Below are 21312 nucleotides of genomic sequence, written 5' to 3' on the forward strand. Positions count from 1 at the left end.
GTTCTTTTTAAAATGATTCGGGTTCCGAAATTTATCGCGCGAGTCCCTTGGCGATCTGGGCCACGAGGTGGCGCAGCCAGATTGCGGCCGCACCGCGATGCGTGCGGTCATGCCAAAGCTGGTAATAGGTGAGCGCCTGGCGCTCGCCGGGAATGGGCTCCATGCGCAGATCGAGCAGATTGCAGTAGTGCGCGGCCAGCGCGCGCGTGGTCGTGAAAAGCAGGTTCGAGCGCATCAGCACATACGGCGCCATGCCGAAGTACGGCAGGCTGGTCGTCACGTTGCGCGACAGGCCGCTGCGACCCAGTTCGATATCGATGGTGCCGAGTCCCGCCGCATGATGCGTGGTGACGGCCAGATGCGCGGCCTCCTGATACCTCTCCCGGGTCAGCTTGCCGGGCTTGATCGGGTGTTGCGCACGCATCAGGCAGACGAGTTCGTCCTTGCACAGCGGCTGGAGGTGCAGATGCTCGGGCGGTGTGCGCCAGTTGCCAATCACGAGGTCGAGCGCACCGCTTTCCAGACCATGCTCGTAGCCGCCATTCACCATCATCAGATGCTGAAACTCGATACGTGCGCGCGGCGCTTCGGTATGGAACGCATCGACGATAGCGGGCAGGAAAAACACGTCCAGATAGTCGGGCGAACCGATGTGAAAAGTCCTGCGCGTCGTGGCGGGATCGAATGCCGTGGTGGGATGCAGCACGGCGGCGATGCCCGCCAGCGCCTGCGCCGTGGGCTCGATCAGCGTGAGCGCGTGCGTCGTGGGCACCATGTGGCTGCCGCTGCGCACGAGGAGCGGATCGCCCGTCATCGCACGCAGTTTGCGTAGTGCGACGCTGATTGCCGGCTGCGTTTGGCCGAGCAGCGCGGCAGTGCGCGAGACACTGGCTTCGCAGATGAGCGTATGGAGAACCTTCAGCAGATAAGAGTCGATGACTTCCCGGGACATGCAGAACACCGTTTCGATTGACGCCGTTCCTAGCTATATACGGTTCGATATAACGGTGCGTCAATTCCGGGGAAATGCCTGGCCACGCGTGTGTGCCTTGCAGATTCGGGCTTATAACGGAAGGTGCATCTGCACTATGTGCGAGGCCGCATGCACGAATTCATGCGGCCGCGCGCTAGCGCTCAGTGATCCGCGCTTGCCTCGCTGCTCGCTAGCGCGAACGCGCGGATGGCGCTGGTCGTTGCGTTTGCGCCTTTCGCGCGGTCCACGACAAGGACAACGTGGCGCGTCTCGTCGACGGCTACGCCACGCGCGTCCTGGAAGTCGTCGGCGAGGCTCGACACCGTGCCGTCCGGCGTGATGCGGCAGAATCCGTGCGCGCCACATTTTGTGTAGAGCGCTCCGGATGCATCGGCGGCGAGCAGGTCCGGGCTTTCGATTTTCGCGAACGCCGTGCCGCTGTGTGAGGGCTCCGGTTTGGCCAGCAATTCGGCGAGGTCGTAGCGCAGAATCTCACCCGCGCCCTGGTCCGCGACAAACAGCGCGCCGCCGTGGACCGCGATTCCCACAGGCTTCGCAAGACCACTGACGAGATCGCGCTCGGTAGCGGCGTATGTCGTCAGGTCGTAGCTCACGAGGCTGACGCCGCCCGTTGGCGGCTCGTTTTCCCGCTTGATGAACCAGCTCGACAGCGCACGGCCGGGACCGATCGATACGAGTCCCAGTCTGCGTCGCCCGGAAGCCGGACCGCTCAGGGCATGGGCGTCACCGGCGGCGGAAACGACGAAGAGGGCGCCTGTCTTACCAAAGCCAAATCGTTGGGCGAGCAGTGCGTCAGGCCGCAGGAACACGAACTGGCTGAGGCTGTTGGGCTGACCCGCGATAGCGGGCAGGCTGGCATACGGGCGGAAGTCCGACTGGTTCGAAGACCACAGGATGTCGTTGCTCCGGTCGTCGGTGATGAATAGCGCGCCGTCACCGGGACGCACGGCGATTGCGTTCGGCTGGGCGTTCAGCTCGACGCGCGTGGGTGCAGAAAATGGCGCGCTGTGACAGCCCGCGATGGCGAGGAGCGTTGCTGCCAGCGCGTGCCATGTAAGCCGCCGCGCGGCGCGGCCCACGCCGAAGGCTCTCGATAACGTGATTCCCGGCATGACGGCTCCTGGCATGGCGTTCGGGTGAGGGCGCATCGCAACTCCGGAGCGCAGAAAAACGGATTCTACGTCGATAGCGCGTTCGTCATGCAACGGCTAGATATTCTGAATCAGCGCGCCAAGCTCGACTATCGCTATATACAGTGTAATATTTCGATTCCGGAACATTACATTGCTTTCACGTTGATTCATTAATCTCGAGATATCAGACCATGCGCGTATCGTTCCCACGTTTTCTGAAGCAGACATTGTTCGTCATCGGCGTCGGCATGATGGCCGTTTGCGCGAACGCACGCGCCGACGAGCTCATCGTCTCCGCCGCGGCGAGCCTCACCAATGCGTTCAAGGCGATTGGCGCGGCATACGAGCAGCAGCACCCGGGCACGAAGGTACTGCTGAACTTCGGCGCCTCCGACGTGCTGATGCAGCAGATCGTGAAGGGCGCGCCCGCCGACGTCTACGCGTCGGCAGACCAGAAGGCGATGGACAAGGCCGTCGCCGAGAAGGTGGTCGATCCCGCCACGCGCCAGGATTTCGCGGCCAATGCGCTGGTGCTGATCGTGCCGAAAGACAGTTCGTTCATGCCGACGTCGCTCGACGCCCTCGCGCAACCGGGCGTGAAGCGCGTGGCGTATTGCGATCCGGCGTCGGTGCCGATCGGCCGCTACGCGAAAGGCGCGCTCGAAGCGGCGGGCCTGTGGGACGCGGTGAACGCGAAGAGCGTGCTGGCGGGCGACGTGCGCCAGAGTCTCGACTACGTCTCGCGTGGCGAGGTCGACGCGGGCTTCGTGTTCGCCACCGACGCCGCGATCATGCCCGAGCGCGTGAAGGTCGCACTGACCGTGCCGACGCAAACCCCCGTGACTTATCCGATTGCGCTCGTGGAGGGCAGCCGCCATGCAGCGGATGCGAAGGCCTTCATCGCCTACGTGCTGTCGCCCGCCGGGCAGACCATACTCGCGAAGTATGGCTTCAAGCCGGCCGGCACGGCGCACTGATCCGCCCGCGCAAGAGGAGCGCCCCTCATGGGACAGGTCTGGGTTCCGCTGCTGCTCTCGCTGAAGGTCGCCGGCTGGGCCACGGCGTTGAACGTCGTGTTCGGCGTGGCCGCCGGCTACGGTCTCGCGCGCTGGCATTCCGGCGCGCGAGACCTGCTCGATTCGCTGCTGACGCTGCCGCTCGTCATGCCGCCCACGGTTCTCGGGTACTACCTGCTCGTGCTGGTCGGGCGGCGCGGCGTATTTGGCCGCTGGCTCGACAGCCTCGGCATCCAGCTCGTGTTCACGTGGCAAGGCGCCGTCCTGGCGTCGATGGTCGTGGCGTTCCCGCTCGTGCTGAAGTCGGCGCGCGCCGCATTCGAATCGGTCGATCCGCAACTGGAGCGTGCTGCGCGCACGCTCGGCATCAGCGAGGCCGCGATCTTCTTTCGCGTGACGCTGCCGCTCGCCATGCGCGGCATCGTGGCAGGCACGCTGCTCGCATTTGCGCGCGCGCTCGGCGAGTTTGGTGCGACGCTGATGATCGCGGGCAATCTGCCGGGCCGCACGCAAACGCTTTCCGTTGCGATCTATTCGGCTGTGCAGGCGGGCGACGACAGCACGGCGAATTTCCTCGTGGTCGTCACCTCGGTCACGTGCGTCGTGATTCTCGTGCTCGCGGGCAGGCTGGTGCCGCAGCACTCGCTGTTGACCTCGCGTTGATCTCACGCTTAGCGCCATGTCCCTGACCGTCGCTGTCCGTAAAACGCTCGAATCCGCCGGACGCCGTTTTCTGCTCGACGTCGCGTTCGAAACGCACGCACAGCGCGTCGTGCTGTTCGGCCCATCGGGTTCGGGGAAGACGCTGACCCTGCAGGCGGTCGCGGGCCTCCTGAGGCCCGACGAAGGCGTGATTCGTCTGGGCGGGCAAGCGCTGTTCGACAGCGCGAGCGGCATCGACCTGAAGCCGCAGATGCGCCGGATCGCGTATCTGTTCCAGGACTACGCGTTGTTTCCCCATCTGAATGTGCAGCAGAACATTGCGTTCGGGCTGCACAAGGGATGGTTCAATCCGGCGCGCCGCGATGCGCATCCCGACGTCGAATACTGGCTCGATGCGCTCGAGCTGCGTGGCGTGGCGGGCAGCCATCCCGTGCACCTTTCGGGCGGCCAGAAACAGCGCGTGGCGCTCGCGCGCGCGCTGGTCTCGAAGCCGCAGCTGCTGCTGCTCGACGAGCCATTCTCGGCGCTCGATCACGCGCTGCGCGAACGTATGCGCCGCGAACTGCTGGCGCTGCAGACGCGCCTGGACATTCCCATGCTGCTCATCACGCACGACCCCGAAGATGTCGCCGCGTTTGGCGACGAGGTGGTGCCGCTCATCGACGGGCACGTCGACACCGAGGCGCTGCCGGATGCGCTCACGTATCGAACGCGCGCGATGCCTTAGCCCTGCACGCGCTCGACCGGATGATGATCGAGCCACGCCGATTCCGCGTCGTCGTACAGCCGCGAGCGCGTGAGAAAGCGCAGCCCGGTTGGGCGCTCCAGCGAGAACATGCCGCCATTGCCTGGCACGCAGTCGATAATGAGCTGCGTGTGCTGCCAGTATTCGAACTGCGATTCGCTCATGTAGAACGGTGCGCCCGCGATCACGCCGAGCTTCACATCGGCATTGCCGACCATGAACTCGCCCGCGGGAAAGCACATGGGCGCGCTGCCGTCGCAGCAGCCGCCCGACTGGTGGAAAAGCACTGGGCCGTGCTGCGCCACCAGCTTTTGGATCAGCGCGACGGCCGCCGGCGTTGCAACGACGCGGGACACCTCTTCGGCCATGGTCAGCTCTCCCAACCGTTCCGCGCCCCGCCTCAAGCGGCGAGGCGCGCAGCACACATCAGAAAAAGCCGAGCGGCTTGTCGCTATAGCTCACCAGCAGGTTTTTCGTCTGCTGATAATGGTCGAGCATCATCTTGTGGTTCTCGCGCCCGATGCCCGATTGCTTGTAGCCGCCAAACGCCGCGTGCGCCGGGTAGGCGTGATAGCAGTTCGTCCATACACGCCCCGCCTGGATCGCGCGGCCGAAGCGGTAGGCACGCGTGCCGTCGCGCGTCCAGATGCCGGCGCCAAGCCCGTAGAGCGTGTCGTTGGCGATTTGCAGCGCTTCTTCCTCGGTCTTGAACGTCGTGACCGAGACGACTGGCCCGAAGATTTCCTCCTGGAAAATGCGCATCTTGTTGTGGCCGCGGAACACGGTTGGCTTGATGTAGTAGCCATTCTTCAGCTCGCCATCGAGCGGGTTGCGCTCTCCGCCCGTGAGGCATTGCGCGCCTTCCTGCTTGCCGAGATCGAGGTACGAGAGGATTTTCTCGAGCTGCTCCTGCGAGGCCTGCGCGCCGATCATCGTTTTCGGATCGAGCGGATGCCCCTGGACGATCGCGCCCACGCGCTTGAGCGCGCGTTCCATGAACCGGTCGTAGATTTTCTCGTCGACGAGCGCACGCGACGGGCACGTGCACACTTCGCCCTGATTGAGCGCGAACATCGTGAAGCCTTCCAGCGCCTTGTCGAGAAAGCTGTCGTCGTGATCCATCACGTCGGCAAAGAAGATGTTGGGGCTCTTGCCGCCCAGCTCCAGCGTGACGGGAATGATGTTCTGGCTCGCATACTGCATGATGAGCCGGCCCGTTGTGGTCTCGCCCGTGAAGGCGATCTTCGCGATGCGCTTGTTCGAGGCGAGCGGCTTGCCCGCTTCGAGACCAAAACCGTTCACCACATTGACCACGCCGGGCGGCAGCAGGTCCTGGATCAGCTCGATCAGCACGAGGACCGAGGCCGGCGTTTGCTCGGCGGGCTTGAGCACGACGCAGTTGCCGGCAGCGAGCGCCGGCGCGAGCTTCCACGTGGCCATCAAGATCGGGAAATTCCACGGAATGATCTGGCCCACCACACCGAGCGGCTCGTGAAAGTGGTACGCGACCGTGCTGTCGTCGATCTGCGAAATGGCGCCTTCCTGCGCGCGGATCGCGCTCGCGAAATAGCGGAAGTGGTCGATCGCGAGCGGAATATCGGCGGCCATGCTTTCGCGCAGCGGCTTGCCGTTGTCGATGGTTTCCGCCACCGCGAGCCGCGTGAGGTTGGCCTCGATGCGCTCGGCGATCTTGTTCAGCAGATTCGCGCGGTCGGCGGGGGCGGTGCGGCCCCAGGCGTCCTTCGCCTTGTGGGCGGTGTCGAGCGCCAACTCGATGTCGGCTTCGCGCGAGCGCGGGATCGACGTGAACGGCTCGCCCGTGACCGGCGAGATGTTGTCGAAGTACTCATTGCCGACGGGCTTGACCCACTGCCCGCCGATGAAATTGTCGTATTGCTTGCGGAAGGGATATTCCGTGGTGAGATATTGCAGTTCTGCGTGGTTCATGGGCGTGCTCCTCGCATATCGGCCGAACAGGGGTTGGACCACTTCGTTATATCGCAAGGAATACTACGCCCCTATTCGGACAATTTCCGAAGTTTTGGTTTTGCGCCGCACAAGCCAGGAGCGACAGCGCCGGCGCCAGGTCGGCACCGGGGAAGAATTCGCGTAATATATCACCGAATATATCGAGGGGCGAAACGCGCGATGTTCATCCGGCAACTCAACTACCTGGTTACGTTGGCAAAGGAGCGGCATTTCGCGCGCGCTGCGGAGCTTTGCAACGTGACGCAACCGGCACTTTCGTCCGCGATACGCAGTCTCGAGAACGAACTGGGTCTCGTGATCGTGAGGCGCGGCCGCCGCTTTCTCGGGTTCACCGAGGAAGGCGAGCGCGTGCTAGGTTGGGCACGGCAGACGATCGCGGCCCTCGACCATATGAGGCAGGACGTCTGCGCTTCGAACCTGTTGACCGGCACCGTGAGGATCGGGGTGATTCCCACGACGATGCCAGTCGTGAGCCTCATGATCGCAAGCTGCCGTGAAGCGCATCCCATGCTCCGCTATGCGGTGCGCTCGCTGAGTTCGGACGCCATATTGCGGCAGCTCGACGAATATGAGCTCGACGTTGGCTTCACCTATCTCGACGATCACACACAGGCCGGATTCGAAGTGCTGCCGCTCTACCGCGAACGCTATGTCCTGGTCTCGCCATCCGGATCGGGTGAGCATGCACGCATCGGTGCCGCGCGTTGGGACGCACTGGGCGGTTTGCAGTTTGGTCTTCTGGACTCCTCAATGCAGAACCGCCAGGTCATCAACGCCGCGTTTCGTCGCGCGGGCGTTCAGCCCAAAGTCGTTGTCGAGGCTGACTCGTTGCTCACCTTGATGTCGAATGTCCTGCATGCAGGGCTTCACACGGTATTGCCTCATAGCGTGCTGTGCGTCAACGACAGTACCGGGCGGGACACGGTCACTCCGCTCGAGCCCGAACTCACCCGGGAGATCGGCCTGATAGCCCGCGACCTTCCGTCCCGCCCGCCGCTCGTGGCAGCCCTGTGGCGGGCGGCGAAACACCTCGATCTGCAAACGAGGTTCGACGCATTCCTCGATCGGCCGCGCGCGATTGGTGAAGTGCCGGCGAGCGTTTCATAAGCCGCACTTATCAGGTGATACGTCGAAAAGATTGGATCTGCATTCCGCTTCTCGTCGACACTCTGTCCGTCGATCGGTCGCAGGTAGCGCGATCGGACAGCCGGTGGCGCCCACGGCGCTTCCGGTTCCTCGCCCATCAGAGTGGAGACAGATATCGTGGCAAAAATTGTTTGTGTGCTGTATGACGACCCGGTCAACGGTATGCCGAAGCAGTACGCCCGTGACACCCTTCCTGAAATCACGCGCTATCCCGACGGGCAGACCACGCCGACGCCCCGCGCAATCGACTTCACGCCGGGGCATTTGCTGGGCTGCGTGTCAGGCGAGCTAGGCCTGCGCAAGTATCTGGAGTCGAACGACCACCAGCTGGTGGTGACCTCCAGCAAAGACGGCGCCGACAGCGTGCTCGACCGCGAATTGCACGACGCCGAGATCGTGATCTCGCAGCCGTTCTGGCCGGCGTACATGACGGCCGAGCGCATTGCGAAGGCCCCGAAGCTCAAGATGATCGTCACCGCCGGGATCGGTTCGGATCACACCGATTTGCAGGCGGCCATGGATCGCGGGATCACCGTGGCGGAAGTCACCTATTGCAACAGTAACAGCGTGGCCGAGCACGTCGTGATGACGACGCTCGCTCTCGTGCGCAACTATATTCCGTCGCACAACTGGGCCAATGAAGGCGGCTGGAACATTGCCGATTGCGTCGAGCGCTCGTATGACGTCGAGGGCATGCATGTCGGCACGGTGGCGGCAGGCCGTATCGGTTTGCGCGTGCTGCGCCTGCTCAAGCCGTTCGACATGAAGCTGCATTACCTCGATCGTCACCGCCTGCCCGAATCGGTGGAGAAGGAGCTCAATCTCACCCATCACACGAGCCTCGAAAGCTTGACCCGCGTGTGCGACGTGGTCACGCTGAACTGCCCGCTGCATCCGGAAACCGAGCACATGATCAACGCGGCGACGTTGAAGAACTTCAAGCGCGGCGCTTATCTGATCAATACGGCTCGAGGCAAGCTGTGCGACCGCGACGCGATCGTCGATGCGCTGAAAAGCGGTCAGCTGGCGGGCTACGGCGGCGATGTGTGGTTCCCTCAGCCGGCACCGGCGGATCATCCGTGGCGCAGCATGCCGCATCAGGGGATGACGCCTCACATCTCCGGCACCAGCCTCTCCGCACAGGCCCGCTACGCAGCGGGAACGCGCGAGATCCTCGAGTGCTACTTCGAAGGCCGCCCGATTCGCGACGAATATCTGATCGTGCAGGGTGGCAAGCTCGCCGGTGTCGGTGCGCACTCGTACAGCGCGGGCAACGCGACTAAGGGATCGGAAGAAGCGGCCCGCTTCAAGGTGGCCTGATGTCGATGACGACCCCGTCTGCCGCACCCGCCGGCACCAACGGGGCCTCTACGTGGCGCGCCCAGGCGGTGAGAATACTGCTTGCTGGCCTGGGTGCGTTCGTGGCGTTGGCTCTCGTGGGCATGCTGGCGCAGACGACCTCGGAACCGTGGATTCTCGGTTCATTCGGGGCCACCTGCGTTCTGCTGTTCGGCTTTCCGTCAAGCCCGTTCTCTCAGCCGCGAAACGTTGTCGGAGGACACGTTCTGACGTCGTTGACGGGCTTGGTGTGTTTGCATCTGTTTGGCCCGGGATACGTGCCGATGGCAGGCGCCGCAGCGTGCGCATTGATGTTGATGATGATGACGCGCACAGTTCATCCACCGGCCGGCAGCAATCCGGTCATTATCTTCGCGGCGCAGCCAGGATGGTCTTTCCTGGCACTCCCAACGATGGCTGGCGCGGTGTCGCTGGTATTGATCGGCTGGCTGTATTGGGCAATCGTCAAGCGCGGCACGTGGCCAAACCGGGCAGGGTGATTCTCGAGCGTGCCTGGATCAGGGCCGCTTGGCCCACACGCAGGTGATGCGTGGCACCGGCTGGGCGCTGGACGGCCGTTTCAGCACGGCTGCCCAGCCATTCCCGGTCAGTAGCGCTTTTTCGGCGGCAACGACCGTTTGATCTGCTTGCGCAGGCGTGCCACTGCGGCAGCCTTCTTGCGTTTGCGTACTGCGGTCGGCTTTTCATAGGCTGTCCGGGCGCGAAGTTCCGGAATCAAGCCAGTGCGCTCGATTGCGCGACGGAAACGACGCAATGCAACTTCCACGGGCTCGTCAGGTTTCAGAATTACGGTAGTCAATTGTTTTCCTGGTTGAAATCCAGCAGCAATAGTGGATGGTGATCTGGATGTGCACGCAGCGTCGTGGTACCGGTAAGGGTCACAGTCGACGCTTGCGTACCGCGCCATCAACGACGGCGAAATGCAGGTCTTTGCGTTGCGCCGCCGCTGCGGTCATCCTTATGACGAAAATTGATTCGTCCTTTCGTGAGATCGTACACCGAGAGTTCCAGCGTTACCCGGTCGCCTGCAATGATGCGAATGTGATTCTTGCGCATACGACCAGAAGCGTACGCCGCTACCATCACACCATTGTCGAGCGTGACGCGGTAGCGGTTGTCTGGCAGTACTTCGTCGACGATACCGTCGAGTTCCAGCAGTTCTTCTTTGGCCATTCAAGGTTCCTGATCAATTGGCGGGACATGGGGTCGGTGCTGCATTGAGGTAGACGCCGCGAGCGCTGATCGACACGCGCTCGCGCGGTAGTGAGAAGCAAGGAGTTTGCTGGGCAGCCCTTGCGTCCGGGAAGTCGCTGACACCGCCGTGTCCGGGCGGCGAATCAGATACGCGAGGGGATGGGGTCAGACGCGGCGGCTCGCAATACAGCTCCGATGCGAGTCGGGGCGTGCAGTCCAGCGAGCACTGTTATCGCCGGCCTCACTGAACTATCGATCAAAGGAAAGTTCGCCGCTAACCAACACGTGTCGCTTAAGTGCTGTGCGAAGCAAACGAACCCTGCATTGTAACCGAAGGCCGCCGTCTGCCTGCCACTATCGGCGGGGCCAGAAGGAAAGATGTTGTCGGCCATGTGTGCCGACGAGGCGCGGTGCGGGATCGCGGCGATGCTTGGGCGCGTTTGCTTGCGCGCGCCCTGGTGCCTCAGATGCGTTGGGTACTTCGAATCGTGGCGTTGCCTTTAGCCGCGCGTGTCGACCCAATTGCGTGCCCAGCGCGCCGAGTGCTGCAGCGCCTGCTCTTCGCTCGCGAAGTAATCGAGCGAATAGAACTGGTAGCAGCCTTCGGCTCGCGCGCTATCGGTGCGTTCGAGCAACAGGTTTGAGGAAAAGCTACCGTCGGGCAAACGATGCGCCGAGGGTTGGACGGCATAGCCGTTGTATTGTTGAACTTGTTTGTTTTGCATTTTAATTTTATTGATGTTCGATAGGCGTGTGCCGTGCGAAATGTGCACGGATGCGCCGATCCAAAGCCATTGCAAGCCGAATCTGAAACAGTCGGAGAGCGAAAAAGGGCGTTGAAGCCAGAGGGGAGAATGAGGTGCAACGAGGCGTGTGGCGCGTGGCACGCTGCTGAACGAGCAGGTGCAGCAAAAAGCGATTGCGCCAACTATGGGAGACAAAGCTCCGCGAGGGTGTCGCTGCAGCCCGGCGTCCGTTGTCGGATGCCGGGCCCTTCAAACTTTACAGCGGCTTGATGTTAGCCGCTTGCAGACCCTTCGGGCCTTGCTTCGTTTCGAAGCTCACCTTCTGATTTTCAGCCAGCGTCTTGAAGCCGTCGGTCTTGATCTCGGAGAAGTGAGCGAACAGGTCGTCGCCGCCCTTGTCCGGGGTAATGAAGCCAAAGCCTTTGCTGTCGTTGAACCACTTAACGGTACCGGTTTCCATGAAGAATCCTTGAGAAAAAAACGAAAATTTGCTCTTAAAGAGCGCCTGAAGCGACAAGGAGGGAGAGGACCACGAATACCGCCGGGAGGCGAGCAATTGATGAACAGCAATCGAACTTCCTGACCTTCGCCCGGCACATTACCCGACGGCTGGGTCGGCGTCAATAAGTATCTTGTAACTGAATCCCCATGCGGCCCGTTTTGCAGACGAAGCGATGCGGCCCTTGCCCGGCTGGGCGCATGCGCCTGCCGCATGCACCTGTTACAGCGACGGCTACTCGATACCTCGGACCCTGGCGGGAAAATATTCGAGAAGCCAGTCGATGAACACCCGCAAACGATGGGTTACGTACCGGTTCTGCGGATACACGACATGAAACGGATACGACGGCGGCCGCCATTTCTTCAGTATCTCCACGAGCGATCCATCCCGCAGCGCGGAATTGGCGGCATGAGCAAAGGTTTGAACGATCCCGAGTCCCGCGACGCCGGCGGCCAGATGCGCATTGCTTTCGTTGATGCCGAGCCGGTGTTCGATTTTTATCTCGGTGCGCTCGCCTCTGTGCTCGAAACGAAATGGCATGGCCCTGCCGGTCTGGGTGGAGATGTAGCCGATCAACCGGTGTCCATTTCTCAACTCGTCCGGATACGCGGGAACGCCATAGTGCTTCAGATAGGCGGGCGTGGCGCATGTCACCATCGTCGCTTCGCCGATACTGCGCGCGACGAGCGATGAGTTGTCGAGCGGGCCGCCCCGGATGACGCAATCGACGTTGTCGCCGATCAGATCGACCGAGCGGTCGGCGACGCCCAGATCGATTCGGATGTCCGGGTAACGTGCCATGAAGTCCGGAAGCAGGGGAATCAGCACGTCGCGTGCCGTCAAGCCGCCAACGTCGATGCGCAAATTGCCGCGCGGATTGCTCCGTGCCACGCTGAACGACGAATCGATGTCTTCGAGGTCCCGAAGCACGCGCGTGACCTTGGCGTAGTAGTCCTGACCTTCCGGCGTTACGGTGACTTTGCGCGTTGTGCGCTGGAGCAGCTTTACGCCGAGGTGCGCCTCGAGCTCCTGAACCAGCTTGCTCATCGTGGTGTTGGGTATGTCGAGCGACTCCGCGGCTCGCGTAAAACTGCCCGCTTCCACCACGCGGCTGAAAGCCCGCATTGCCAGCAACTGATCCATCGCGAACGGACTCCCGAAAACCCGACCGGATGTCAGGTGCGTCGATTATACATGGTGGTGGATAGTCATTTCATTGTTTCCATATTTATCAAAAAACCGCTTTTCCCTAAAGTGCTTTCCATGCAGTGCGCGACGGACTCAGGCAGCGACGAAAACACGGTCGGACGCATTTGCAGATCCCTTTCACACCACGCAACGGAGCACATCATGAGCAAGCAACTGAACGGCAAGATCGCACTCGTCACGGGCGGCAGCACGGGCATTGGCCTCGCCGCAGCGCAGGAACTCGCGGAGCAGGGCGCGCGTGTGTTCATCACCGGCCGCCGGCAGGCCGAACTCGACGCCGCGGTAGCGGCCATCGGCCCGGCGGCCACGGCCATCCGGGCGGACGCCTCGGTGCTGTCGGATCTGGACGAGGTCTACGCCCAGATCGCCAAAGCGGCCGGCAAGCTCGACATCCTCTTTGCGAATGCCGGCGGCGGGGACATGCTGCCGCTCGGCGCCATCACCGAAGAGCATTTCGACCGGATCTTCGGGACGAATGTGCGCGGCGTGCTGTTCACCGTGCAGAAGGCATTGCCGCTGCTGGTCGACGGCGCATCGGTCATCCTGACATCGTCCATCACGTCGGTAACCGGTACGGCCAACTTCAGCGTGTATAGCGCGAGCAAGGCGGCGGTGCGCAATTTCGTCCGCTCGTGGGCGCTGGACCTGAAGGAACGTGGCATTCGCGTGAACGTCGTCAGCCCGGGCCCGATCCGCACGCCTGGCCTTGGCGGCCTCGTGCCCGACGAAGCCCGTCAGGGGCTGTACGACGCGCTGGCTGCGCAAGTGCCGCTCGGCCGCCTGGGTGAGCCTGAAGAAATCGGCAAGGCGGTTGCCTTCCTCGCTTCGGACTCGGCCAGCTTCATCAACGGAACCGAGCTCTTCGTGGACGGCGGCATGGCCCAGGTCTGATAGGGCCGAGGCAGGGCGGATATCCGCTTTCGATCGATTCCGCCCATGCCTGTGATAACACGAGGATGGCCGGCTGGTGCCAGGCGCAGTCGGCCGTAGCTGAACCAGGTTCGCGAACCCATTGCCGCGTTTCGAGTTGCCTTGTGACTACGCGAGGCGCCAGACCTTGGACGTGGCCAACGTGAACCTAGGGCTTCAGCACGGTTTTGACGATCTCGCTGACTGCTTCCCTGGCCTTGGCCGCCGCATTCTCGTCGTACGCGATGGTTGTCCCGCGCTCGACGCACGAATCGCTGTAACTAAACGGTTGCCTCGTTTTGGCGTTGACGACCAGCCCGTTTTCGATCTCGACAGCCGCGCAGTTACGCGTGGTCTGTGCTTGGGGTAACTGCAGCGGTTGCTTGAGTGCTCGCGCGTCGAAGAAATGGCTGGCGCCGGCGTACTCAGTCAACTGGACATCGCTCACTTTCGTTTTTAGACGTTCCACATAGGCGCGGCAGGGCGCGACTGGATTGTAGTTGTCTGCCGTCCCCTGGAAAATGCGAACCGGTCTGGAAACGACATCCTCGTCTTCGAGATAGGTGTAGGTACAGTCAGGATAGAACGCGATAAACGCCGCGAACTGGGTGCCGGGTTGGGCGTGCATCTTCTGGAACCGCTTCAGGCTTGCATAAAGCGCGTTCTGCCCGCCACGCGAGAATCCCATGAGCACGATCCGGTTCGGGTCGATTCTCGGGTGCTTCGCAAGCGCCGCCATCGCGCGATAGGCGTCTTCGGTCTGTGCAAGGCGGCCGAGTTGCGATTGATCGTTGATCGTGCTGACGATCCCGCGGCCCGAGAAGCTGTCGATCACAAAGGTCGCAACACCGAGCGAAAGAAAGTACTCCTCCCAGTCTGTGACGCTGCTGCCGACGCCGCCAGAAGCATGCAGCATGATGACAAGCGGCAGCCGGTCCGTGCCGGGCCGGGGAATCCGAAGCTCGCCTGCCACCGTGACAGGTTTGCCATCCTCGCGGCCGCTCAGGAATTCCTGGTCGGTGAGCGTCACGGACGGAATCGGGATGACCTCCATTCGCGTGACCTGCGCGTGCACGGCGTTCGCGAGACAGCTGCCAATGCAGATCAAGGCGATCTGGATGAGCGCAGTGATGTTTGCTTTCGACATGGCATTCCTCGTCTTCGGTGCTGGATCACGCAATGACTTACGAAGTCCAGTATAGGAAGACGTGGAGAGAGCGGTCGATTGTCTTGGTGTTCTGCTGCGAGAATCGCTATCAGACAGTTGCAATAGCCACTAACGCGAGACTTGCCGGCTCGTCCTTATCGGGCCGTTGCTGCATGCTTCTGGTTTCCATCCGTCGTTCTCCTGATACACACGACTTTCGGTTGAGTCATTTCCTCGTAGGCAAACCTGACACCTTCGCGGCCGAGGCTGCCGTACTTGAAGCCGCCGAACGGCATGGCATCGATCCGGTAATCCGATGAGTCGTTGATCATGACCCCGCCGGCTTCCAGTTCGTCGGCTGCCTTGAGTGCGGTTGGCGTCTAAAGCGTAAGCGAGCCTTCCACGGAAATGACGCAGGAACCGCCGACGCTCACGGTTCCGTTCGCGTCCACGCTTATCCTGACTTTGCCATCCCGGCCGACGCAGCGTCCCTGAGCCGCCACGTAATCGGTTCCGCCGGCCGGCAACAGGCCGCGCTGCCACTGGAAGGCCGCGACGCTGCCGTTGCCGCTTCCGCAGACAGGGTCCTCGTCCACACCACAAGAGGGTGCAAATGTGCGCACTTCTATAGCCGCGTCGTCGCCGCGCTCGCGAGCGCCGAATACGGTCAAACCCGTCACACCCAGGCGGCGCTCGAGCTCTGCCAGTCTCGCGAGATCAGGTCGAAGCGCGAGTACGGAAGCCGCATCGTTTAGTTGTGCCACGATCCAGATGGGACCCACGTTCACGATCCCCGGCGCAGCCTTCAGGTCCACTTTGCAGCCGAGAATGCGCTCCAGCTCCGCTAGTTCCGCCGTGTGAACTGGCTCGAGCTTCGCAGGCGGCAGACGGAAGTGGAGTTCGCGATCTGCCTCACGCGCTCCGATCGTCAATTCGACCAGGCCGATTCCGCATTGCTGAGTCAATCGGCCGGTTCGGCGAGGTATGACGCGCCCGGCTTCCAGGAGGGCGTACGCACTGCCCAGCGTCGGATGCCCTGCGAAAGGAAGCTCGCTACGGGGCGTGAAAATCTTCAAGCAATAGTCGGCGTCGGCTGTCGTGGCGGGAAGGACGAACGTCGTTTCCGAGAGGTTCGTCCATCTCGCGATAGCCTGCATCGCGTCGACCGTGAGGCCCTGCGCGTCCATGACTACGGCCACTGGATTGCCTAGCAGCGGTTGGGAGGAAAAGACGTCGACAACGTTATAGGATCGATTCATGTTCTCCTCATCTGAATTGCGCTGACTCGCCTGGCTCAGGCTGCGCTCACGCTGTCGAGTTCGGTCCGGGTGAGACCGTATTTCGCCATGCGGGTACGATGATCCGCCGAGCCAAGGTATTTTCGAAGCTGTTCGTTCACGGCCTGTAGAAGCGCATGATTGTTCTGGTTGAACGAAAAGGCGCCGACAGGCGCTCCGCCTTCCTTGTTCGTTTCGAGAGCAACCATTTCCAGTGCCTGATTGGCACCAGCGAGGGCACGGCTTCCCACCGCCGTGCTCGCGTAGGCGTCGATCTCTCCTGCGAGCAGTGCGTCGATCGCGAGAGGCTGGTCCTTGAAGGCCACGATCTGCCTATCGTTCACGCCCGCCGAGATGGCCGCATCGTACTGAACCGTCCCGGCAACGATCCCGAGCCGCGCGTCGTTGTGCGCGGCGACGGCCCGGTAGCTTGCAAGCGCTTTCGGATTGCCATGGCGAAGCAAAAAGCCATCGGCCAGCGACCATACGGGCGCGCTGAATGCAACGCGCAGCGCGCGCTCGGCCGTCACGAAAATGGGCACGTTCATGTCCCAGCGACCATCCTGCACGCCAGGCAGCAGTTCATCGAACGAGGTCAAATGATGTTCGATCGCGGACACACCGATCGCTCGCAGCACCACGTCGGCCAGCTCGATGTCGGCGCCCGTCGCGCGATGATCTTCACCCGTCCAGTAGAAGGGGGGCTCCTCGAGATAGGCGACGCTTACTTTCATAGTAGTACTCCACATGTTCAGGGCAATGGCGTGTCAGGCAGCAGCAGCGTCCAGAACCGACGAGAGCGCAGACAACGCGGGTTGCAGGCGCGCAGGCGGCAGATAGCCGAAGCCCAGCCGGAATACGCGGCTGCTCTCGCCAAACCATGCGCCGGATGCCAGTTGCAGATCACGACCTGGCAACAGATCCCAGAAGCGCGAGACGGCAGCCTCGTCGAATGCCTCGGCGCGCAGGCGCACGCAGCACAGCGCGCCTGCGTCGGGCCGGACCCATTCGATGCGTTCGCGCTCGCTCTCGCACCACTGCGTCAGTTCCTTGAGCGCGTGGGCGAGCAACTGGCGGCGCGGCGCGAGCACACCTTCCCTGTGACGCAAAAGGACGGTGGCGAGCGTCTCGTCGAGCACGGAACCCGAGATCACGGTATTCATCTTGGCGACAGTCAAACGCGCCCGAAGATCGCTGTCTGCCACCGTGAGCCAGCCGGTGCGCAAGCCCGGCGCGCCGAGCGCCTTCGATACCGATGCGCCGGTGACGATGCGCGCGTCGAGCGCCGCAAAACTATCGGCCACGGCGTTGTCGCCATAAGCGGCTTCCCGATAGGTCTCGTCGACGAAAAGTATCGCTTCCGGAGAGTGCCTTTCCATGAGCACAAGCAGCTTCTCGATGTCGGCGCGAGACGTCTGGACGCCAGCGGGATTTTGCGGCGAGGCGAGGCTGACGAGCTTCGTTTTCGAGGACAGGCTTGCCTCGATCTGTTCCAGATCCAGCCGATAGCCATGCTCAAACGAGAGCTTGATCTCGCGGACGTCGACGCCGGCTCCGAGCAGACAGTCACGACTTGGCGGAAAGCACGGCGTTGCGAGGACCGCCTCGTCGCCGGGCCGGCAGACTTCGAAAGCGAGCAGGAAGAGCCCGAGCGCAGTGCCTTGTGTCGTGATGATCTGCTCGGCCGGCACGCCGCAGCCTTCTGCGATGGCTTCGCGCAGCGCCAACGAACCTGCCGAGGTTCCATAGCCGAGTTTCAGATTGCGTATGCCGTCCAGACCCGCCAGGTCCAGCAATGCGCCGACCGTCAAGTCTTGCGACGTGCTCTCCGCCAGATTGAATGGCCGATTCACATCGAGCAGCGAGATGATCTCGTTGCGCGGAAATCTCCCGCGCCATGCGTGGGCATGCGCTTCGTCGAAGCCAGTCCCGCGCTTTTCATCGAAAGCCTGTTGGAGTGCGTTCATGCTTGTACCTTGCCTTTGCCGTGGGTCATTCGTCAGACGACGCATTGGGAGCCTCCGGGCGACCGCTCCCGCCATGCCGTGACGGAAATCCCAGCCGTGCGCAGGGCCTTGCTGCGCTACGGAATCGGGTTCCATCGGACGCGATTGCATTGCACGCATCGTAGCGTTCTCTCGCGGACCATAACAGTCACAATTTTCCGGAGAATCGACCAACACAATTTACCTTGGCGAGTCGCGGCGCGACGTCGATAATCTGGGTTGATTCCGCTACGAGCGCTTACATGGACACGCACACGCCGTTTCGTTACGAGCAACTGGCCGAACTCATCGTCGGCATGATCAACAACGGCGCGCTCGCACCGGGCATGCGGCTGCCCTCGGTGCGCGCGATCAGCGAGCAGCACCGCATGAGCGTTTCCACGGCGTTGCAGGCGTATCGCATGCTCGAAGATCGGGGCATTCTTGTCTCGCGTCCGCAGTCGGGCTTCTACGTCGCGGCCGCGCGCCGTGGCGCCCTCGCATTGCCGTCGGCCTCGCGGCCGCGCGCGAAGGCGTCGACGGTGTCGATCAGTGCAGCGGTCGCGGCGCTGCTCGAGCACGCATCGAATTCGACGCTCGTTCCTCTTGGCTGTGCCGTGCCCGACGCCGCGCTGCTGCAATCGAAGCGGCTCGACCTCGGGCTCGCGCGCGCTGCGCGACAGCACGGTATGCGCTACAACACCTATAGCCCGCCGCACGGCGAACCGCGCCTGCGGCGGGAGATCGCAAGGCGCGCGATGCGCGTCGGGCACGCGCTGTCGCCCGACGACGTGCTCGTGACTTGCGGCTGCACCGAGGCGCTCACGCTCGCGCTTTCGGCTGTCGCCAGTCGCGGCGATACGATCGCAATCGAATCTCCCACCTATTTCGGATTCCTTCACACTATTGAGATGCTCGGCCTGAAGGCATTCGAGCTGCCGACTCACCCGACGCACGGCATCGACGTCGGTGCACTCGCACGCTTGCTGGAGACCGAACCGGTGGCGGCCTGTTTGCTGTCGTCGAGCTTCAACAATCCACTTGGCTCCGCGATGGCCGAAGCCGACAAACTTGCGCTTCTCGCCGTGCTGGCGCGGCACGCCGTACCGCTCATCGAAGACGACGTCTATGGTGACATTCACTTCGGTCGCGATCGGCCGAAGCCGTTCATCGCACTCGATGGCGGCGCCAATACGATCTACTGCAGCTCGTTTTCGAAATCGCTTGCCCCCGGATACCGGGTCGGGTGGATTGCGGCCGGCGCCTACACGCAGCAAGTGATGGAGCGCAAGCTCGCGTTCAGCCTCTGCTGCCCGGTTTTGCCTCAGATCGCACTCGCAGACTTCCTCGAGAGTGGCGCCTACGATTCGCACTTGCGCAGCATCCGCCGAATCTTCGAAGAGAACCTGGCGCGCATGACCCGTACCATCGAGGCAAGCTTCCCCGCCGAAACGAAAGTCAGCCGGCCAGCAGGCGGCTTTGTACTATGGCTCGAATTGCCAAGACGCTTCGATTCGCGCGCGCTTTTCGACGAGGCGCTCGAGCAAGGCATTTGCTTCGCACCCGGCGATGTTTTTTCGGCGAGCCGGCGCTTTCGCAATTGCCTTCGCCTGAGCGCCGGGCACGACTGGGACGAGCGTATGGAAGACGGCGTCCGCCGCCTTGGCCGGCTCGCATGCGCACAGCTCGCGCGCCAGTCGGCGTTGGCGAATGAGACTGGCGTAACGAAGTTGAGCAGATTGCCGTCCGGAGTCCGAAACAGCCGTGAACGATTTTCCGATGAGTGACAGGCCGGAAGCAAGCGCGCGCGATCGACCTCTCATCACGTTCAATTCACGCCCGCAAGGCCGCTATGATCCCGTGCATGCAGTCAGACATGGAAGCTCAATTCTCGACAGAGGCGGTTTTGCGTTTTCGTGGGGCACGTCTGGAAACCTGATTTTTCCGCTCGACAGCAAAGGCCTCTGCGCGAGCGGCTCGCTCGGCCGCCCATGACGGATTGATCCGGCTCTCAACCTGGCTGAAGGTGAAAGGCAGGTCGGCTTGCTCAGGTTGCCAGTCGGCGTCGATGATCGCGCCAGTCCGACGATGCGTCATCGTCAATGCGCTTTCAGCTTCTGGTTCGAGCCCGCAGTGCCGCATTCCCCACAAGCGAAGGGTCAGCATCACCCCGTCGAGCTCGCGCGTCTTGTCAGTGATGCAGTAGGCGTACCGCTTGGGTCGATCCTGATAGAGCCGACGCTCGATCAGCTCGTTGTCCTCCATTGTCCTGAGGCGCTGGGCAAGCAGATTGGGCGACATCCCGGTCTGTGCCTGAATACCATCGAAGCGATCATTACCCATTCGAAGTTCGCGCAGGATCAGGATAGTCCATCGATCCGCAATGACGGCAGCCGCACGGGCGAGGGGACAACGCGTCTCGCCAGTATCCTGTTGTTTCATCTCGATCCCTCACTAAACCCTGCATTCTGAACCTGTCGGCGCAGCGAACCAAGATCGCTAACGTTCATCGACGCCGTCTTTGTGCTTTACAAGTTGTGTCGCTTCAAATATTGTAGTCACACATTTGGCGCACCAGAAGGGTTCTCAACATGGCAAATCGATCTGCACCTGGGCTGACGTATGAACCCGATTTGACGGGGCTGCTCATCGTCGATCCCTATAATGATTTCTTGTCGGAGGGCGGCAAGCTCTACGAACTCTGCCGCGCGACCTTGGAGGCGAACAACGTCGTAGAGCATATGCGGCAGATCCTCGCTGCCGCGCGGACGGCCGGTGTGCAAGTCTTCATCGCCCCTCATCATCGTTGGCGCGAATCCGATCTGCACAATCATTGGAAGACCATACCGCCCATCGGGGCCGCCGCCGACAAGGGACGTGTCTTTGCTGACGGGACCTGGGGAGGCAGTTTTCACCCTGATTTCGAACCGCGCCCCGGCGAGATCGTCGCTCAGGAACATTGGCTATCAAGCGGGTTCGCCAACACGGATCTCGACTTTCAGCTCAAGAAGCATGGTCTGCGGAAAGTCATCGTGATTGGCATGCGCGCTAACACGTGCATCGAATCCACCGTTCGTTATGCGGCAGAGCTGGGTTATGAGGTCACGCTCGTGAAAGATGCGATTGGCAGCTTTGGACCGGCCGAGATGGACGCCTCGCTACAGTTCAACATGCCGGCTTACGCATGCGCTATTGTCTCGACTGACGAAATCATCGAGAAGCTGTCGGTCTGAGGCGTGCGCGGTGCGCGGCGCGCCCTTCGTCTGCGCAAGTTTCATGGGCGACAGTGGTGTCTTCC

The 21312-nt window shown here is 62.2% G+C and carries 23 protein-coding genes and 1 pseudogene; 9 read left to right on the top strand and 15 right to left on the bottom strand.

All coding sequences use genetic code 11. The annotated features are described in order from the left end of the window. Positions 1-31 precede the first annotated feature (31 nt). Both U5A65_RS06320 and U5A65_RS06325 read right to left on the bottom strand, forming a co-directional pair. The gene (locus U5A65_RS06320; protein ID WP_321910955.1) at positions 32-952 is read right to left on the bottom strand and encodes a LysR family transcriptional regulator; all 921 of its coding nucleotides are present in this window, start codon (positions 950-952) and stop codon (positions 32-34) included. Positions 953-1134: 182 nt separating this feature from the next. After that, on the bottom strand, positions 1135-2106 hold the full coding sequence (locus U5A65_RS06325; RefSeq protein ID WP_321935858.1) for a hypothetical protein: 972 nt from the start codon (positions 2104-2106) through the stop codon (positions 1135-1137). 212 nt (positions 2107-2318) lie between these two features. Between U5A65_RS06325 and modA the strand changes: the two genes are divergently transcribed. Genes modA through U5A65_RS06340 form a run of 3 tightly spaced genes read left to right on the top strand, consistent with a single transcriptional unit; the run spans position 2319 to position 4533 of the window. Beyond that, on the top strand, positions 2319-3104 hold the full coding sequence (gene modA / locus U5A65_RS06330; protein ID WP_321910951.1) for a molybdate ABC transporter substrate-binding protein: 786 nt from the start codon (positions 2319-2321) through the stop codon (positions 3102-3104). 27 nt (positions 3105-3131) lie between these two features. Then, positions 3132-3806 (top strand): molybdate ABC transporter permease subunit, encoded by a 675-nt coding sequence (modB, locus tag U5A65_RS06335; protein WP_321910949.1) that lies wholly within the window; start codon positions 3132-3134, stop codon positions 3804-3806. Between the two features lie 16 nt (positions 3807-3822). Next, positions 3823-4533: a sulfate/molybdate ABC transporter ATP-binding protein gene (locus U5A65_RS06340; RefSeq protein ID WP_321910947.1), complete on the top strand. Its 711-nt coding sequence runs from the start codon at positions 3823-3825 to the stop codon at positions 4531-4533. On the opposite strand, the gene U5A65_RS06345 is transcribed toward U5A65_RS06340, so the two are convergent. Together U5A65_RS06345 and adh are read right to left on the bottom strand one after the other, a co-directional pair. After that, positions 4530-4919, bottom strand: a complete 390-nt coding sequence (locus tag U5A65_RS06345; RefSeq protein ID WP_321935857.1) for a DUF779 domain-containing protein — start codon at positions 4917-4919, stop codon at positions 4530-4532. The genes U5A65_RS06340 and U5A65_RS06345 overlap by 4 nt on opposite strands. Positions 4920-4977: 58 nt before the next feature. Continuing rightward, positions 4978-6498 (bottom strand): aldehyde dehydrogenase, encoded by a 1521-nt coding sequence (adh, locus tag U5A65_RS06350; protein WP_321945793.1) that lies wholly within the window; start codon positions 6496-6498, stop codon positions 4978-4980. Between the two features lie 201 nt (positions 6499-6699). Between adh and U5A65_RS06355 the strand changes: the two genes are divergently transcribed. The 3 genes from U5A65_RS06355 to U5A65_RS06365 all read left to right on the top strand — a co-directional run bounded on the left by U5A65_RS06355 (position 6700) and on the right by U5A65_RS06365 (position 9524). Beyond that, positions 6700-7647 carry a LysR family transcriptional regulator gene (locus U5A65_RS06355; protein ID WP_321945794.1) on the top strand — a complete coding sequence of 316 codons (948 nt, stop codon included), beginning with the start codon at positions 6700-6702 and terminating at the stop codon, positions 7645-7647. A gap of 156 nt (positions 7648-7803) precedes the next feature. Next, on the top strand, positions 7804-9006 hold the full coding sequence (locus tag U5A65_RS06360; RefSeq protein WP_321910941.1) for an NAD-dependent formate dehydrogenase: 1203 nt from the start codon (positions 7804-7806) through the stop codon (positions 9004-9006). Continuing rightward, positions 9006-9524 carry an HPP family protein gene (locus tag U5A65_RS06365; RefSeq protein WP_321945795.1) on the top strand — a complete coding sequence of 173 codons (519 nt, stop codon included), beginning with the start codon at positions 9006-9008 and terminating at the stop codon, positions 9522-9524. The genes U5A65_RS06360 and U5A65_RS06365 overlap by 1 nt, the downstream gene beginning before the upstream one ends. Before the next feature lie 107 nt (positions 9525-9631). Here U5A65_RS06365 and rpsU read toward each other — a convergent pair whose 3' ends face one another. The 5 genes from rpsU to U5A65_RS06390 all read right to left on the bottom strand — a co-directional run bounded on the left by rpsU (position 9632) and on the right by U5A65_RS06390 (position 12630). Then, complete coding sequence (rpsU, locus tag U5A65_RS06370) at positions 9632-9844, bottom strand: 30S ribosomal protein S21 (RefSeq protein ID WP_321910937.1); 213 nt, start codon at positions 9842-9844, stop codon at positions 9632-9634. A 107-nt stretch (positions 9845-9951) separates the two neighbouring features. Next, positions 9952-10218 carry a translation initiation factor IF-1 gene (infA, locus tag U5A65_RS06375; RefSeq protein WP_321910935.1) on the bottom strand — a complete coding sequence of 89 codons (267 nt, stop codon included), beginning with the start codon at positions 10216-10218 and terminating at the stop codon, positions 9952-9954. Between the two features lie 521 nt (positions 10219-10739). Next, entirely contained in the window at positions 10740-10964 is a 225-nt protein-coding gene (locus U5A65_RS06380; RefSeq protein WP_321935853.1) for a hypothetical protein, read from the bottom strand. A 277-nt stretch (positions 10965-11241) separates the two neighbouring features. After that, on the bottom strand, positions 11242-11445 hold the full coding sequence (locus U5A65_RS06385; RefSeq protein WP_065065051.1) for a cold-shock protein: 204 nt from the start codon (positions 11443-11445) through the stop codon (positions 11242-11244). 273 nt (positions 11446-11718) lie between these two features. Beyond that, entirely contained in the window at positions 11719-12630 is a 912-nt protein-coding gene (locus U5A65_RS06390; protein WP_321945796.1) for a LysR family transcriptional regulator, read from the bottom strand. Between the two features lie 207 nt (positions 12631-12837). Between U5A65_RS06390 and U5A65_RS06395 the strand changes: the two genes are divergently transcribed. Further along, the gene (locus U5A65_RS06395) at positions 12838-13587 is read left to right on the top strand and encodes an SDR family oxidoreductase (RefSeq protein ID WP_321945797.1); all 750 of its coding nucleotides are present in this window, start codon (positions 12838-12840) and stop codon (positions 13585-13587) included. A 187-nt stretch (positions 13588-13774) separates the two neighbouring features. Here U5A65_RS06395 and U5A65_RS06400 read toward each other — a convergent pair whose 3' ends face one another. The 5 genes and pseudogenes from U5A65_RS06400 to U5A65_RS06420 form a co-directional block, all read right to left on the bottom strand. After that, positions 13775-14752, bottom strand: a complete 978-nt coding sequence (locus tag U5A65_RS06400) for a dienelactone hydrolase family protein (protein ID WP_321945798.1) — start codon at positions 14750-14752, stop codon at positions 13775-13777. A 155-nt stretch (positions 14753-14907) separates the two neighbouring features. Continuing rightward, a pseudogene (locus tag U5A65_RS06405) lies at positions 14908-15114 on the bottom strand (aldehyde dehydrogenase family protein); the annotation flags it as partial. Positions 15115-15132: 18 nt separating this feature from the next. Further along, on the bottom strand, positions 15133-16011 hold the full coding sequence (locus U5A65_RS06410; RefSeq protein WP_321945799.1) for a PhzF family phenazine biosynthesis protein: 879 nt from the start codon (positions 16009-16011) through the stop codon (positions 15133-15135). A 35-nt stretch (positions 16012-16046) separates the two neighbouring features. Further along, the gene (locus tag U5A65_RS06415; RefSeq protein WP_321945800.1) at positions 16047-16763 is read right to left on the bottom strand and encodes a transporter substrate-binding domain-containing protein; all 717 of its coding nucleotides are present in this window, start codon (positions 16761-16763) and stop codon (positions 16047-16049) included. Positions 16764-16796: 33 nt separating this feature from the next. Then, complete coding sequence (locus U5A65_RS06420) at positions 16797-17996, bottom strand: pyridoxal phosphate-dependent aminotransferase (RefSeq protein ID WP_321910922.1); 1200 nt, start codon at positions 17994-17996, stop codon at positions 16797-16799. A gap of 281 nt (positions 17997-18277) precedes the next feature. Here U5A65_RS06420 and U5A65_RS06425 point away from each other — a divergent pair, with 281 nt between their 5' ends. Beyond that, on the top strand, positions 18278-19801 hold the full coding sequence (locus tag U5A65_RS06425) for a PLP-dependent aminotransferase family protein (RefSeq protein WP_321945801.1): 1524 nt from the start codon (positions 18278-18280) through the stop codon (positions 19799-19801). Positions 19802-19898: 97 nt separating this feature from the next. On the opposite strand, the gene U5A65_RS06430 is transcribed toward U5A65_RS06425, so the two are convergent. Next, the gene (locus U5A65_RS06430) at positions 19899-20456 is read right to left on the bottom strand and encodes a helix-turn-helix domain-containing protein (protein WP_321945802.1); all 558 of its coding nucleotides are present in this window, start codon (positions 20454-20456) and stop codon (positions 19899-19901) included. Between the two features lie 149 nt (positions 20457-20605). Here U5A65_RS06430 and U5A65_RS06435 point away from each other — a divergent pair, with 149 nt between their 5' ends. Then, complete coding sequence (locus U5A65_RS06435; protein WP_321945803.1) at positions 20606-21247, top strand: isochorismatase family cysteine hydrolase; 642 nt, start codon at positions 20606-20608, stop codon at positions 21245-21247. The last annotated feature ends 65 nt before the right edge of the window (positions 21248-21312 follow it).

Source organism: Paraburkholderia sp. J10-1, assembly GCF_905220165.1.
Classification (GTDB): Bacteria; Pseudomonadota; Gammaproteobacteria; order Burkholderiales; family Burkholderiaceae; genus Paraburkholderia.

What these genes read in the sequence shown, in the direction of transcription:
- U5A65_RS06320 (WP_321910955.1), bottom strand. Translation starts at nt 952, where the DNA reads ATGTCCCGGGAAGTCATCGACTCTTATCTGCTGAAGGTTCTCCATACG.
- U5A65_RS06325 (WP_321935858.1), bottom strand. Translation starts at nt 2,106, where the DNA reads ATGCCGGGAATCACGTTATCGAGAGCCTTCGGCGTGGGCCGCGCCGCG.
- modA (WP_321910951.1), top strand. Translation starts at nt 2,319, where the DNA reads ATGCGCGTATCGTTCCCACGTTTTCTGAAGCAGACATTGTTCGTCATC.
- modB (WP_321910949.1), top strand. Translation starts at nt 3,132, where the DNA reads ATGGGACAGGTCTGGGTTCCGCTGCTGCTCTCGCTGAAGGTCGCCGGC.
- U5A65_RS06340 (WP_321910947.1), top strand. Translation starts at nt 3,823, where the DNA reads ATGTCCCTGACCGTCGCTGTCCGTAAAACGCTCGAATCCGCCGGACGC.
- U5A65_RS06345 (WP_321935857.1), bottom strand. Translation starts at nt 4,919, where the DNA reads ATGGCCGAAGAGGTGTCCCGCGTCGTTGCAACGCCGGCGGCCGTCGCG.
- adh (WP_321945793.1), bottom strand. Translation starts at nt 6,498, where the DNA reads ATGAACCACGCAGAACTGCAATATCTCACCACGGAATATCCCTTCCGC.
- U5A65_RS06355 (WP_321945794.1), top strand. Translation starts at nt 6,700, where the DNA reads ATGTTCATCCGGCAACTCAACTACCTGGTTACGTTGGCAAAGGAGCGG.
- U5A65_RS06365 (WP_321945795.1), top strand. Translation starts at nt 9,006, where the DNA reads ATGTCGATGACGACCCCGTCTGCCGCACCCGCCGGCACCAACGGGGCC.
- infA (WP_321910935.1), bottom strand. Translation starts at nt 10,218, where the DNA reads ATGGCCAAAGAAGAACTGCTGGAACTCGACGGTATCGTCGACGAAGTA.
- U5A65_RS06380 (WP_321935853.1), bottom strand. Translation starts at nt 10,964, where the DNA reads ATGCAAAACAAACAAGTTCAACAATACAACGGCTATGCCGTCCAACCC.
- U5A65_RS06385 (WP_065065051.1), bottom strand. Translation starts at nt 11,445, where the DNA reads ATGGAAACCGGTACCGTTAAGTGGTTCAACGACAGCAAAGGCTTTGGC.
- U5A65_RS06390 (WP_321945796.1), bottom strand. Translation starts at nt 12,630, where the DNA reads ATGGATCAGTTGCTGGCAATGCGGGCTTTCAGCCGCGTGGTGGAAGCG.
- U5A65_RS06395 (WP_321945797.1), top strand. Translation starts at nt 12,838, where the DNA reads ATGAGCAAGCAACTGAACGGCAAGATCGCACTCGTCACGGGCGGCAGC.
- U5A65_RS06400 (WP_321945798.1), bottom strand. Translation starts at nt 14,752, where the DNA reads ATGTCGAAAGCAAACATCACTGCGCTCATCCAGATCGCCTTGATCTGC.
- U5A65_RS06410 (WP_321945799.1), bottom strand. Translation starts at nt 16,011, where the DNA reads ATGAATCGATCCTATAACGTTGTCGACGTCTTTTCCTCCCAACCGCTG.
- U5A65_RS06415 (WP_321945800.1), bottom strand. Translation starts at nt 16,763, where the DNA reads ATGAAAGTAAGCGTCGCCTATCTCGAGGAGCCCCCCTTCTACTGGACG.
- U5A65_RS06420 (WP_321910922.1), bottom strand. Translation starts at nt 17,996, where the DNA reads ATGAACGCACTCCAACAGGCTTTCGATGAAAAGCGCGGGACTGGCTTC.
- U5A65_RS06425 (WP_321945801.1), top strand. Translation starts at nt 18,278, where the DNA reads ATGGACACGCACACGCCGTTTCGTTACGAGCAACTGGCCGAACTCATC.
- U5A65_RS06430 (WP_321945802.1), bottom strand. Translation starts at nt 20,456, where the DNA reads ATGAAACAACAGGATACTGGCGAGACGCGTTGTCCCCTCGCCCGTGCG.
- U5A65_RS06435 (WP_321945803.1), top strand. Translation starts at nt 20,606, where the DNA reads ATGGCAAATCGATCTGCACCTGGGCTGACGTATGAACCCGATTTGACG.